A 13,531-nucleotide genomic window follows, 5' to 3' on the forward strand; every position below is an offset into this window, starting at 1 on the left:
GCAGAGGATATCCGGACAGGGTATTTGCCCGCACCCGCCACCAGCCCCGCGAAACCATGAAAAACGGGCCGGCGAAACGCCGGCCCGTACCGTTGCAGGGGCCTGAAACCGCTTATTCCCGCCGCACATCCAGCAGTTCGTGCAGCTGATTCAGCGTGGAATCGTCCTTGACCACGTGCTGCAGCCATTCTTCCAGACTCATCTCGGCCCAGCGCGCCGCGCGTTCGGCCAATAAGGCCACCGGGCTGTGCGGTTCGTTGCTGCGGAAGTAACGAGCGACTTCGCTCAACATCAGCACCGCTTCCTGGCGGCTGCGAATCTGGCCGTTGAAGGCGACGGGGGCCGTCGAAGCGGCGGGGGTGGGCGCGCTATAGCTTTGGGTCACGGCTTTTCTTTCCACGGCGGGTTCGACGGGAGCCGGCGCAACGCCGGCCGGCGCGGTTTGTTGACGGTAACGCAACACCAGATCCTGGCAGGCGTAGATGCCGTTGCGGATATCCGCCAGGCTGGGCGCTTCGCCGCCGAAGCGCTGGTCCACTTGCTCGTCCAGCGCTTCATAGCGGCCCAGCGCCTCTACCAGCGCTTCGGCCTGGCTCTGGAACCAAGCGTGGCCGGACAGGTTGGCGTTCTTTTCAAACTCGTCGCCGGAGAGCTTGCCCTCGGCGATGGCGGCGGCCTTGGCGTCGGCGTCTTTCAAGCCCAGGTTTTCCACGTCGCGCGATTGCTGCCAGTCGTTCCAGCCGTAAGCGCCGAACTCGGGCTTCAGCAACGGCACGTTGCGGATGGCCAGCCCCAGTTGCTGGTTCAGCCATTCCAGCTTGCCGACGCGTTCGTCCAGATCGTGCGGGTCCAGTTCCGGATAGCCGCTCTCCCAGTATTGACGCAGCCAGCCGTCCAGCGCGGCCAGGCCCAGGGCCAGACCGGAGATCCCGTTGGCCTGGACCTGGGCTTCCGCGTACCAGGCCAGCAGTTGCAGGTCTTTGCTGCTTTGACGCAACGCGTCTTCGCACAGGCGAATGACTTTGGGCCATTCCGCCGTTTTGAGGGTTTGCTCCCAATCGCCTTGCGACAAGCCCGGGTCGTCGCTGCGGCGGGCCTCGCGAATCTGGTCGAAGAGAGTGGAGTAAGCCAGGTCCTCGCCCGCCGGCGATGAACCGGGGATGGGAGCCAGCAGCTGCTCCACGGTTTGTTCGATGTTTTCCATGCTTGTGTGGCTTCTATATATAGAGAGGTTGCGATCAGCCCTTGCCGACTTCCGGCATGGTGGAGATCAGCGAGGCGCCGCAGCTGACTTTATGGCCTTCCAAGGCCACCGGCTTGCCGCCCACCACCCAGGTGGGGTCGCCTTCCACGATGGTGCAGTTGACGTGCCCTTGCTGCGGGCAGGTGACGGAGTCGCCCAGGCAGGCGACCTGCTTGCCGAACAAGGTGGTGCTGGAGGCGGCGCTGACGACGTTGCCGCCATGATCGGTGGGGTCGCCCAATCGGATCACGCGTTTCATGCGGTAGTCTCCTTGCGCGGCGGCCTGGCCATGGCCAGCGCCACGTGGTCGTTGCTGAATTGAGTGAGGACGGCCGGCGCGGCCAGCCGCGCGCTGTGGCTGACGACGGCGGCGGCCAGCATGGCGTCGGCGGCGACGCCGACGTCGCCCCAGTCCCGCGCCAGATTGCTGGCCTCCTCGATGGGGTGCAGTTCCACCTTGTGCCGGCTCAAGGCGCTGGCGATGGCCGCCAGGCGCACGCCGCCGCCGTCGACGTCGCCGCTGTTGTGGGTCAGCCAGGCCAGCTTGGCCGCCTGGTCGTTTTCCGGCTTGGCCTCCTCCGGGCTGAACGGGTAGTCCAGCAGCGCGGCGTTGACCAGGGCGTTGTCCAGCACCGCTTGCAGCTGGCGCGCCAATTGCAGCGCGCGCTCCTCCTGCACCGCGACGGCGCTGGACTGGCCCACCTGGGCCAGCACCGGCAACTGGGCCAGCCCGGCCTGATGACGGGCCGGCACCATGCCCCAGCTGCCGCTGGAACGGCTGAAGTCCTTTTCCCAGTAAGGCTGGTAAGGATCGGCGCCCTCGGCCACGGCGACCGGGCCGAGCTCGGGCTCCGGCAGCTGCTCGCGCAGGAACAGCAAAGCCGCCACCGCCAAGCCGGACTTGCCCAAGCGGCGTCGGCGCGCCGTCGCCGCGGCGTCCTGCGAGTCGTCTTCGTCGGCGCCTTGCAGCAGGAGCGGCGCATCGGCGCCGAGCACGATCACGCCCGGCAGTTCCGGCTCCTGTTGCAGCAGCTGCCGCGCGCGGTCCGCCACCGTGCCGGTGCCGGCCCCCGCCAGGAAGCGCGCCTCCGGCGTCGGCCAATCGTCTTCCAGCGTGTCGGCCATCGCCTCCGTCTGCCATTCCTTGGCCGCGGCGATCTGCTCGATGCCGGACTCGCTGGGCAGCACTTCCATCATCAACGGCAGCCAGGCCGCGCCGGGCGCGACCGCGTAGAGCTCCCGCAACGCCTCGACCACATGCGGCCGCAAGACTTGCAGCGCCTCGTCGGCGTCGATGTCCGCCGCGTCCAGGCACGACCACAGGCAGCCATCCGGCGCTTCAACTAGCCAGCTCGGCTCGCCGTTGGCCGGGACGGCGCGCGCCCACAGCCAGCGGCAGTCCACCGCCGCCTGGCGTTCGCGCAATTCTGCCAGATGCCGTTCGCGGGCGGCGTCGCGCGCGGACTGGCGCTCGGCCTCCGCCGCGGCCTCCTGGTCCGCCTCTTCCTGCTTGGCGCGCTTTTCCTTCAGATAGCCCCACAGCTTGACGCCGGCGCTAAGCAGCATAGGCGGCCCCAGGTGCAGCAGCAGGATGGCCGACGGGCTGATGCGCTGCCAGCTTTGCGGCAACACCAGCCACAGCAGCCCCCACCAGGCGACGGTGCTGACGCCGAACAGGCCCAACATTTTCCACATGGACGCGATTCCTCAGCTCAGCCGCACTTTGACCTGCTCGCCCTTGAGCGAAACGGCGATCTTCTTCACCGGCTTGCCGCTGGCCATGCGCGCCAGCAGATCGCTGGAGATCTGCGCCAGCAGGGTGCGGGTCAGGATGGCGTCGGCGTTGCGCGCGCCGCTGTCCACGTCCAGGCAGCGCGCCGCCATCTGTTCCGCCAGTTCCTCCGGGAACTCCACTTGCGCGCCGTGGTTGTCGGCGATGCGCTGACGAATCTTGTTCAGTTTGAGGCCGACGATGGCGCGCAGCACTTCATCGCTGATAGGCAGATAGGGCACGATGGTCAGGCGGCCGAGGAAGGCCGGCTTGAACACGCTTTGCAGCGTGGGCCGCAGGATCTCCACCAGGTCTTCCGGCGTCGGGTCGCGGGTTTCGCCCTCGACGGTGACGCCGTGCTCGCAGGCGCGCATCACCAGATCGGTGCCTGCGTTGGAGGTCAGCAGGATGATGGTGTTCTTGAAATCGACCTCGCGGCCTTCGCTGTCTTCCAGCAAGCCTTTGTCGAAGACCTGGAAGAACAGCTCCATCACGTCCGGATGGGCTTTCTCCACCTCGTCCAGCAGCAGTACCGAGTAGGGCTTGCGCCGCACCGCCTCGGTCAGCACCCCGCCTTCGCCGTAGCCGACGTAGCCCGGCGGCGAGCCCTTGAGGCCGGACACGCTGTGCGCTTCCTGATATTCCGACATATTGATGGTGATCAGATTGCGCTCGCCGCCGTACAGAGCCTCGGCCAGCGCCAGCGCGGTTTCGGTCTTGCCCACGCCGGACGGCCCCACCAGCAGGAACACGCCCTTGGGCTTGCCCGGGTCTTCCAGATTGGCCTTGGCGATCTGCACCCGCTCGGCGATCTGCTCCAAGGCGTGGTCCTGACCGATGACGCGCGCGCCCAGCAGCGAGGCCAGCTTCTGCACCTGCTCCAGCTCATTGCTGACCATACGGCCCAGCGGGATGCCGGTCCAGCCGGAAATCACGTCGGCGATCACACTCTCGTCCACGCACTCGAAAGCCAGCGGCTGGTGCTTCTGCAATTCGCGCAGCGCCTTGCGCTTGGTCTGCAGCGGGCTCAGCTTCTTGCTCTTGGCCGGCTTGGCCTCGGCCTGCTGCTGTTTCAGCTCGTCGATTTCCGCGATCAGCTTTTGCTGCTCGTCCCAGGCGGCGTGCAGCTTCTCCAGGTCCGCCTGCAGTTCGGCGCGCCGGGCTTCCAGTTCGGCAATGCGTTCGGCGTGGCCTTCTTCGCGCTGCAGCGCGGTCACTTCGCGGTCGATATTGTCTATCAGCACCGACACGTCCTCGATCGGGCCCGGCTTGCCGGCGCGCGACAAGGCGACGCGGGCGCAGGCGGTGTCGAGCACGCTGATGGCCTTGTCCGGCAGCTGGCGGCCGGCGATGTAGCGGCTGGACAGATGCACGGCGGCGGCCACCGCCTCGTTGAGGATTTCCACCTTGTGGTGCTCGGCCATCGCCGGGGTCAGGCCGCGCACCATCTGCACGGCGATTTCCGGCGCCGGCTCCTCCACCTTCACCACCTGGAAGCGGCGCGCCAGCGCGGCGTCTTTTTCAAAGTACTTCTTGTACTCGGCCCAGGTCGTCGCCGCGATGGTGCGCAGCTCGCCGCGCGCCAACGCCGGTTTCAACAGGTTGGCCGCGTCGTTCTGGCCGGCCGCGCCGCCGGCGCCGATCAAGGTGTGAGCCTCGTCGATGAACAGGATGATGGGCACCGGGCTGGCCTTGACCTCGTCTATCACCTGGCGCAAGCGGTTCTCGAACTCGCCCTTGACGCTGGCGCCGGCCTGCAACAGGCCCAGGTCCAGCGTGCGCAGGGTGACGCCGGCCAGCACCGGCGGCACTTCGCCGTGCACGATCTTGCGCGCCAGGCCTTCCACCACCGCGGTCTTGCCCACGCCCGGCTCGCCGGTGAGGATGGGGTTGTTCTGCCGGCGGCGCATCAGGATGTCTATCATCTGACGGATTTCGACGTCGCGGCCCAGGATGGGATCGATCTTGCCGGCCTTGGCCTGGGCGGTCAGGTCTATCGTGTATTTGTCCAGCGCCGGGCTGCCGCGCTTGCCGGCCGCGGGCGCGGCCATCGCCGGCGCGGCGTCCTCGCTCGCCGCCGGCGCGTTGGCCGAGGCCTCGCCGCCGTGCTGGCGCAAGGCGGCGTAAGCGCCCTGCAGCCGGCCGGCGTCCTGGCGCGCCAAGGCGGCGGAGCCGGATTGCAGCGCGCCGCGCAGCGCCTCGTCCTGCCACAGCGCCAGCAGCAGGTCCAAAGTGGACACGTCGGCCTGCCCTTGCTCCGCGCTGGCCAGCAGCCAGGCCTTCTCCAGCCACTTGGGCAGCCAGGCGGACAGCACCGGGTTGCGGGTGTTGCCGCTGCGGAAGGCGTCCAGCGCGGCTTCCAGCTCGCGCTCTATGCGCGGCAGGTCCGCGCCCAACGCATGCAGCGCCGCCAGCGCGGCGTTATTGTCCTGGTCGAACATCGCCAGCAGCGCGTGTTCGATCTCGATTTCAAAATGCGTGCGCGCCAGCGCGCGGCTGGCCGCCTGCTCAATCGCCTGGCGGGCGGTGGGGGTCAGCCTGTCGATCAGGGCTTTCAGGGATACGGACATATCGTTCCAATACGCTCAAAATGAAAAGTCGATTCCGCCCGCGCCGCTCAATGCAGCAGCGCGTAGCGCATGTCTTCCGGGTCTTGTTTCTGCGGGCCCAGCCAGCAATTGCCGCCCAGGCGCAAATCCGCCGGGCCGCCCAGCTGCGCCGCCGGCACGTCGCGCTTGTCCAGCACCAGGCTGACGTCCGCCGCCAGATTGTGGCCGACGGCGAATTGCAGCAGCGCCTGCAAGGCCTGCGCGCCGGGGCCGCCGGGCAGCAGGGCCTCGAACTGGGCGCGGCGCATGCTGCCCAGCCGCAGCTGCAGCTTGGTCTGGCGGTCCCAGACTCGGGAACCGGCGAACAAGGACACGCCCAGCTCGCTCTCGCTGTCGCCCAGCCGGCTTTGTTCCGCCGCCGGCACCTGCATCCACTGGCCGACGAACTGCTCCAGCGCGGCGTCCACGCCGAAAAAGCCCTGGATCAGCGTTTCCAGCGCCTGCGCCGACAAGGGCTTCTGGCTGAGCAGGCCGGCGTAATAGATGAACAGGTTTTCGTCCAGGCTCGCGTCCGGCCCCATCTGCTTGCGCAGCTGCGACAGGCCCAGGCCGCCCAGGTCCAGCAGATTGCGGGTGAAACCGTCGCGCTCGCCGGCCTCCACTTCCAGCCAATAGCGGTATTTGCGCCAGGCGCCGAAGAACAAGGCGGTGGCGCGATGGCTGAAGATGTCCAGGAAGGCGTGCAGCGATCCGTCCTTGTACTGCTGGCGACGCTCCAGCAGCAACTCGGTGTAACTGGTGGGCAAGGCGCCGCTGGGCCCGGTCAGCCCGATGAAGCTGACCGTCATTTCGTCGGTGGCGTCCAGCTGCTCCGGCTCCTTGGCCGGCTGATAACGGCTCAGTTCGCTGGGCGGGAAGGACAGCGAGGCCAGCGAGCGGAAACGCAGGCTGGCCGGCAGCCGGCCGCGGCGCTCGCCGCGCTTGCGCGCGGACAGGCCCAGGATGCGCACCGCCTGGAAGAAGCCGAACTGGCTGGCGTCGCGCGCCAGCTCCAGCTTCAGATCACGAGGGCTTCGCCGGCTCGGGCTGGCCATGAGGCAACCTCCTCGTCTTGTTGAACCGCATGCACCCGCAGGCGGGTGAAACTATTGGGCGCGCAATACAGCGCGAAGAAACGCTCCAGCACCGCGGCGAACAGATAGACGCTGCCGCCGACGTAGTAATCCGGGTCCAGCGTCAGGCGGATTTCGCTGCCGCGCACGAAGCCGCTGAAATCGCGGCCGGACACGCGGGTCACCGCCGGCTGGCTTTCAATCCCCACCACGCCCTGGATCTGGCGCACATTCACCGGGGAATCGGTCAGGTTGTACAAGGCCAGCATTTCCTGCAAGGCGGCGCAGCCGGAATCCACGATGGACATGTAGTTCAGCGACAGATGCGACACCAGCCGCCATTGCACCGCGCGGCCCAGCGGGCAGCGCTGGCTGGCGCTGGGCTTGCGCAGCAGGCGCACGCGCTTGACCACGGAATGGCCGGGCAGGGAAAAATCCGTCCGCTGGGTGGACTGGCTGCCGCCAAACGGAATCTGTTCCGGCAGATCGCGGTTGCTGCACAGCAGCTCCAGGCTCAGCACCTCGGTGGCCGGCCGCACCGCGTTGAACTCCAGGTCCGCCAGATGCAGCTCCAGATCGGTGCCCTTGTCGCTCTGGCGCGGCGACGGCTCCCGGCTGGCGTGCCAATAAAAGCGCGGCGCCTTCTTTTCGCTGCCGTGGCGTATCGCGTAAAACGGCGGCACCTCCTCGCTGCTTTCGCCGTCGCCGGATTTCTCCACCCTCACCACGCGCTTGATCTGGATCGCCTCGTAAGCCTGCTGCTTGCGCGCGTCCACCAGCACCGGATAGCTGGCTTTCTGGTGGGTGACGCGGATGGGCTCGCCCGGCTGGGTGAACAGATTGACGATGGGGGTGCAGCCCAGCTTCAGGTGCTGGGCCTGCAACTGGGTCTGCAGCCGGTTGTGGCGCTCGCTGTCCGGGTATTCGTCCAGCAGCAAGCGCAGCACCAGCTTCTCGCCGTCCAGCCGCGCCGCCGCCTTGTCCAGCTGCAGCAGATCGACGAACAGGAATTTGTCCGGATAGCAGAAGTACTCGGTCAGCAGCCGATAGCCCATGAAGGAGCGCTCGTCGTAGTCCAGCAGGCCCTCGTCGCGGCCGAAGCCCACCGCCCGCAGGCTGCTCGCCGGCAGTTTGCGCGTGCGCGCCGGGTCTTCGCTGCCGTCGCCCACGCTGACGCCCTGGACATTGGACAGCAGCATCTCGTACAGCAAGTGCATCAGCGCCGGTTCGCCGTCCAGGAAGAAGCGCAGCGATTGCAGGCCGATGGCGTTGACCGCCAGGCCGCCGTGGGTGTGGAACTCCAGCGTCAGCACCGCCGCCGCGTCCGGCGCCAGCTGGCGCAGATAGGGCGAGCCGCTGGTCAGCTCCAGCTTGGCCTCGGTCAGCGACAGCGGATACAGATCCACCGGATAAGCGCTGCGGAATTTGCACACCACGCCCTGCATCGCCGGCGCGTGCACCGGCTGGCCGCGCTCCACCCGGTAGCGCTTGGCGATCTCCGGCCGCTGCGGATCGCATTCGAACTGTACGATGGTGGCCGAGGGAATCGGCTGCAGATAGTGCGGATACAGCACATTGAGGAAGCTGGCGGCCACCTCCGGATATTCGTCGTCCAACTTCTTGTGGATGCGCGCGGCCAGGAAGGCGAAGGACTCGATCAGCCGTTCGGTGTGCGGGTCTTCACACTGGTCGCCTTCCATTTGCAGGCGGCCGGCGATCTTGGGATAGCGGCGCGCGAACTCGCCGGACAGCTGGCGCAGGTGTCCGAGTTCGCGTTCGTAATACGGCAATAAGGATTCAAGCATTAAGGCTCACGCGCAATTCATCAAATATTCATTTCAGCAGGCGAGCGCCGCCCGCCCTGTTTTAGTGTTTGTGCCCGGCCAAGTCTTCAGCCGCCCCAATACCGCAGCGGCAAACGCCAGTCCAGGCCATGCCGCCAGGCGTAGTACAGCCACAAGCCCACGGCGGTATACAGCAGCGGCAGCAGGTTGTAAGCCAGCAGTTCCAGCCAGGAACGCAGTTCCGACTCCCCGCTCGCTTGTCGGATCGCCTTGGGGAAGCGGCCCTCGTAGCTCAACAGCAGCGAGGCGTAATGACCCAGGCCCCAGATCACGAACACCGGCGTCAACGCCAGGCGCAACCACAAGAAGCTGCGCCCCAGATCGAAACCGCCCGGCAGGCTCAGTCGCGACACCGTCCACATGCTGCTCAAGGGATTCGGCCACTTGCTGCGCAGCCGCTTCGGCGCCGGCACCGCGTCCGCGCCGTCCTCCATGAAGCGGCGGATATATTCCCAGAACGACAGCAAATGCTGGTAGTCCCGGCTCGGCAAACCAATGAAAGCGCCATCCACGCCCAGCGGGCTGTGCGGATTGTCGGTAGACTCCGCCCGCGCCGCCAGCACCAGCATGCCGCCTATGCCCTGGTGATTCGGCATGTCCTTGGGCAGGCCAACATCAATCATGTCCCAATCGTAGGCTTTGACCCCGCCCAAAAAACCGGGCCGCAATAAATAAACTTTGCGCGTTTGACGGTTGAAGCGCACCACCAGTCGGCGCATGGTAAAAGCTTCCAGACGCCAAACCTTTAGTAAGTAGCGAAAAAAAATGAACCAAATAAGTGGGACAATGCACACCAAGACGGTTAGAGGAAAAAACAAATCCGCATCATAATAAGAGGCCCGACCACTCGCATCGACCCCTGTTATGGCTTCCCTTAAAATAGCAATCAAAAAATCAGCGCCACCAACAAGATAAAGGCAAACTACTCCCATAAGAAATGTAATCAGCCCTCTCTTTTCATCATTGTAAGTACAAAGATCCAAATAGGTTTTCGTTTTTCGATAGAGAGAACCATTATCATCCAATAACTCAGACCGGCTCTCTTTCACATCAATTTCACGGAAATCCGGGTCATAGCGTACACCCCGCGCCAGCATTTTCTTGGCGTCGTCCTTATTTTCTTCGGCAATGTCTTTCTGGATATCGTCAAACCAGGAGCCTGGCTTATGCTTGCGCCGTCCCATCGCCAGCGACCATTCCAAAAAATACATAAGCCTCTCTTCCTGTTTTCAAACCGCCATCATCATCCGGCTTTGCCTATAGCCCCAAATAAGACAGCGGCAAACGCCAGTCCAGACCGTGTCGCCAGGCGTAGTACAGCCACAAGCCCACGGCGGTATACAGCAGCGGCAGCAGGTTGTAAGCCAGCAGTTCCAGCCAGGAACGCAGTTCCGACTCCCCGCTCGCTTGCCGGATCGCCTTGGGGAAGCGGCCCTCGTAGCTCAACAGCAGCGAGGCGTAATGGCCCAGGCCCCAGATCACGAACACCGGCGTCAACGCCAGGCGTAGCCACAAAAAGCTGCGCCCCAGATCGAAACCGCCCGGCAGGCTCAGCCGCGACACCGTCCACATGCTGGTCAAGGGGTTGGGCCACTTGCTGCGCAGCCGCTTCGGCGCCGGCACCGCGTCCGCGCCGTCCTCCATGAAGCGGCGAATATATTCCCAGAACGACAGCAAATGCTGGTAGTCCCGGCTCGGCAAGCCCAGGAAGGCGCCATCCACGCCAAAATCCCGATAAGGATTTTCGTTTTCTTCCGTCTTAACCGCCAATACCAGCATGCCGCCTATACCCTCATGATTCGGCATATTTTTTGGCAAAATGGCGTCAACTTCCTCCCAGTCATAAGCTTTGACCCCGCCCAAAAAACCAGGTCGCAACAAATAGACTTTGCGCGTTTCTCTATTGAATCGCACCATCAATCGGCGCACAGTAAAAGCCTCTAAACGCCAAGCCTTTATTAAATAACGAAAAAAAACAAAATACAACAATGGAACAACGACACTAAATGCTACCAAAGGAAAAATCAAACTAGAGAGAGAAACGACCTCTCCACTCTCATCAAGTCCTGTTACAGCTTGCCGCAAAATAAAAACCAAAAAATCAACTCCACCTATAAGATAAAGACAAACTACTCCCATAAGTAAAGTGATCAAACCTCGTTTATCATCGTTGTAAGTACAAACATCCAAGTAAGCCTTTGTCTTACGGTAGATAGATCCATTGTCATCCACCACCTCTGAACGGCTTTCATGGATATCCGACTCTTTCGCCGTCCGCAAATGCCCTAGGCCTTGAGCGAACAGTTTTTTCTCATGTTTTTTTTCACGCTCGGCATTCTTCTTTTGTTGCTCATCCCATATCGATCCAGGTTTGTAGCGCTTGTGGTCCAAGACCACCATCCATTCCATCAGATACATCTCACTTTACCTCCAAGACGGCAGCATCCAAAGCCGCACCCTCTTCCACCGCGCTACCAAAACCCGCGGCCTTTCTATCCTTGCGCAGGCAGGATTTGTCACACCAGCTTTCCAACGCATTATCGCTAAACAACCAGATCGCCACAGTCAAACCTATGCCTACCACAGTGAATAAACGTGCGCCACGCAGTAGCAATAAGGCAATACGCTCCCCTGCCGCAAATTTGCTGACATTAAGCATCCCTTGCAATAAAGTCCGACCAAAATCACTTGTTGCACGTTTGAGCAACCACTCCAAAAATGGCCCAGAGGCTCCTAAGGCAATTCCGACACCAACCACGGCTCCAGAAGTGGAGACAATACCTCTAAGGAAATACACGGTTGCCAAATTAATATTTTTGGACTTTGCATCGTTAGCATTATCAAAGTCTACAATCGCACCAATTACACCCGCCACCGTACCCAAGCCGCCGGAAGCCAGCTTCAAGGCGCCGACGCCCACCTTGCTACCGCTGATCAGCGCCGGGTTGCGGCTCTCGCCTATCTTCTCGCAGACGCTGCCGGTCAGCTCCAGCATCACCGCGCCCAGGCCCAAGGCGGCCGCAGTCAGCTCCCAGGCCTCGCGCTGCGCCGGCTTTTCCCCCAGCTTGCCGGCCTTCATCATCACATTCATCATTTCCAGCATCGCCACCACCGAGCCGAAACGCAGGCCGTTCATGCTGTTGGATTTGCTGGCCGCGGTCAGCAGCTTATTGATCTGATTGCGCTGGGCCTTGGCCGCCGCCACGCTCTTGGCATCGAAGGCGTTGGGATTGGGGTAGGCCGCCGCCAGATCCTTGTTCATGATCTTGCCCAGCGACAGCGACAGCAGCCGGTGGACCACGCCGGCGCGCAGCACCTGCTTGTCCAGCAGCTTGCCGCCCGGCATCCGCGCCAGCCCGGCGTGGCCCAGTTGCAACAGCAGCAGGTTGACGCCGCCCAGGTGGGCGGTGCTGACGCCGCTGACATGGGCGACGGTTTCCAGCTTCTCGGCCAGGTCCTTGACCTTGGACCAGACATCGCTGATGCCCTTGCCGGCCTCCTGTATTTTTTCATACGGGGACAGCGCGTCGCTGAGCCCGCCTTTCGCCACATAGGCCTCGGTCGCGGTCTTATAGTTCAGCATTGCGGCTTTGAACACCATCGCGCTGGGCTTCAGGTCTTTTTGCTCGACCTGCTTGATCAGCCATTCCTGACCAATGTCGCAGCTATTGAGGCCGTGCACGCAAAAACCGACCTGCCCGGCGAAAGCGACGCCGCTCTCAAAGTGCTGGTCATCGTAAAACCCCAGGGTGTCGTGCAATAGCGGCGCGTTCAGCCACTGCATCAAGTCTTGCGCCCGCTCCTGGTTTTTCTGGTCGCAAACGTCGCCCAGCGCCTCGAAGCTCTTGAGCACCGCGTTGTAGGACGACTTGGGCCACAAACGCTTGCCATATTTCTCCCAAGCACCATCCCCTATACCCTTGGCGTACTTGCGCCGCCATTCCTGCTTTTTGCTTTCGTACTCTTCCCGGTTCTTGTAGATACTGTCATACGGGATGCCTCTCAAATCTGGAGCCCGGAACTTTGGGTTGTTTTTCGCCTCCTTGGCCAAGTCATCCAGGGCCACCCCCAGTTTGGGTTCGCGCCGACTGATGGCGCCGTTGCGCACCTGCTCCTCCGCAGCGTTGACCGAGCGGATGATGGCCATCAGTTGCTCGTTCTTGTAATTGGCGAACACGGTGCTCTCCGCCGCCATCACCGTGCAGAGCCGGGCGATGGACAGATTGCGCCAGCTGTTCAGTTCCTGGGCCAGACCCAGCGGGTCGTGCAGGACGATGGCCATGCCCTTTTTATTGAGCAGTTCCACGCCCAGGTTTTTCAGCCGCCCGGTATAGGGGTAAGGCTCATTCTTGACCAGCTTGGCTTCCGCGCCGAAGAAGGGGTGCATGTGGTTGTTGAAGCGCGGGGCCAGCTTGCGCTCGCCGCCTTCGATGGAGCGGAATTCCACCACCTTGGAGCGCAGGTCGCCCGGCTGCAGCGCATGCGGCTGCGTCACGGCCTTGGCCTGGAATTTTTGCAGCTTGTTATGCAGCTTGCTGTCGGATTCGATCTTGCTCAGCGCGGCCTTGGACAGCGGGTCCGGCAGGAACAGCACGCGGAATTCGCTGACATCCTGCGCTTTCTCGATGGAGATCATCGAGGCGTTGATGTCGTCGCCCTTGGTGGTGCAGGTAAACGGCGGGGGCTGCACCGCGTCGCCCAAGGCGATTCTGGCGATGTAGCCCTGGTGATTGACCGCCCAGGCGCTCTCCCATTTGAGTTTGCCCGAACGCTTGGTCATCACATACAGATAACCTTGGCGCAGCATGCGGACGGTGTAGGCGGCGGTGCGCAGCTTCTTGTCCGCCACGCCCTGGCCCAGGGTGCCGCTGAGTTCCGGAAACTCGGCGTGCCCTTCCTCGCTCGCCGCCACCGCATAGCGCAGCGGCAGCAGCATCAGCCCGGTCTTGCCGCAAAATTTGTTACCGCAGGGGGTTTTAGTGCTCACTTGATTGATTCCAGGTTTTCCGACG

General features: G+C 63.3%; 9 protein-coding genes. All 9 read right to left on the reverse strand.

Features of this window, described 5'->3' with window-relative positions:
- Positions 1-112: 112 nt before the first annotated feature.
- On the reverse strand, positions 113-1,204 hold the full coding sequence (gene tssA / locus JW897_RS23190) for a type VI secretion system protein TssA (RefSeq protein WP_081576475.1): 1,092 nt from the start codon (positions 1,202-1,204) through the stop codon (positions 113-115).
- 34 nt (positions 1,205-1,238) lie between these two features.
- A complete protein-coding gene (locus tag JW897_RS23195) occupies positions 1,239-1,502 on the reverse strand; it encodes a PAAR domain-containing protein (RefSeq protein ID WP_019103381.1) in 264 nt (87 codons plus the stop codon).
- A complete protein-coding gene (locus JW897_RS23200) occupies positions 1,499-2,938 on the reverse strand; it encodes a hypothetical protein (protein WP_205467816.1) in 1,440 nt (479 codons plus the stop codon). Before JW897_RS23200 ends, JW897_RS23195 begins: the two co-directional genes overlap by 4 nt.
- A 12-nt stretch (positions 2,939-2,950) precedes the next feature.
- Positions 2,951-5,584 carry a type VI secretion system ATPase TssH gene (gene tssH, locus JW897_RS23205; protein ID WP_205467817.1) on the reverse strand — a complete coding sequence of 878 codons (2,634 nt, stop codon included), beginning with the start codon at positions 5,582-5,584 and terminating at the stop codon, positions 2,951-2,953.
- Between the two features lie 47 nt (positions 5,585-5,631).
- Positions 5,632-6,657 carry a type VI secretion system baseplate subunit TssG gene (gene tssG, locus JW897_RS23210; protein WP_019103378.1) on the reverse strand — a complete coding sequence of 342 codons (1,026 nt, stop codon included), beginning with the start codon at positions 6,655-6,657 and terminating at the stop codon, positions 5,632-5,634.
- A complete protein-coding gene (tssF, locus tag JW897_RS23215) occupies positions 6,621-8,480 on the reverse strand; it encodes a type VI secretion system baseplate subunit TssF (protein WP_205467818.1) in 1,860 nt (619 codons plus the stop codon). The genes tssG and tssF overlap by 37 nt, the downstream gene beginning before the upstream one ends.
- Before the next feature lie 86 nt (positions 8,481-8,566).
- On the reverse strand, positions 8,567-9,730 hold the full coding sequence (locus tag JW897_RS23220) for a DUF6708 domain-containing protein (protein ID WP_082159139.1): 1,164 nt from the start codon (positions 9,728-9,730) through the stop codon (positions 8,567-8,569).
- A 46-nt stretch (positions 9,731-9,776) separates the two neighbouring features.
- Entirely contained in the window at positions 9,777-10,937 is a 1,161-nt protein-coding gene (locus JW897_RS23225; protein ID WP_082159138.1) for a DUF6708 domain-containing protein, read from the reverse strand.
- 1 nt (position 10,938) lies between these two features.
- Positions 10,939-13,506, reverse strand: coding sequence for a T6SS effector BTH_I2691 family protein (locus JW897_RS23230; RefSeq protein ID WP_048415592.1), 2,568 nt, complete (start codon positions 13,504-13,506; stop codon positions 10,939-10,941).
- Positions 13,507-13,531: the final 25 nt, after the last annotated feature.

Origin of the sequence: Chromobacterium alkanivorans (genome assembly GCF_016937655.1) — a bacterium.
Taxonomy (GTDB): Bacteria; Pseudomonadota; Gammaproteobacteria; order Burkholderiales; family Chromobacteriaceae; genus Chromobacterium; species Chromobacterium alkanivorans.

Coding starts and splice junctions, on each gene's coding strand:
- tssA (WP_081576475.1), bottom strand. CDS start 1,204: ATGGAAAACATCGAACAAACCGTGGAGCAGCTGCTGGCTCCCATCCCC.
- JW897_RS23195 (WP_019103381.1), bottom strand. CDS start 1,502: ATGAAACGCGTGATCCGATTGGGCGACCCCACCGATCATGGCGGCAAC.
- JW897_RS23200 (WP_205467816.1), bottom strand. CDS start 2,938: ATGTGGAAAATGTTGGGCCTGTTCGGCGTCAGCACCGTCGCCTGGTGG.
- tssH (WP_205467817.1), bottom strand. CDS start 5,584: ATGTCCGTATCCCTGAAAGCCCTGATCGACAGGCTGACCCCCACCGCC.
- tssG (WP_019103378.1), bottom strand. CDS start 6,657: ATGGCCAGCCCGAGCCGGCGAAGCCCTCGTGATCTGAAGCTGGAGCTG.
- tssF (WP_205467818.1), bottom strand. CDS start 8,480: ATGCTTGAATCCTTATTGCCGTATTACGAACGCGAACTCGGACACCTG.
- JW897_RS23220 (WP_082159139.1), bottom strand. CDS start 9,730: ATGTATTTTTTGGAATGGTCGCTGGCGATGGGACGGCGCAAGCATAAG.
- JW897_RS23225 (WP_082159138.1), bottom strand. CDS start 10,937: ATGTATCTGATGGAATGGATGGTGGTCTTGGACCACAAGCGCTACAAA.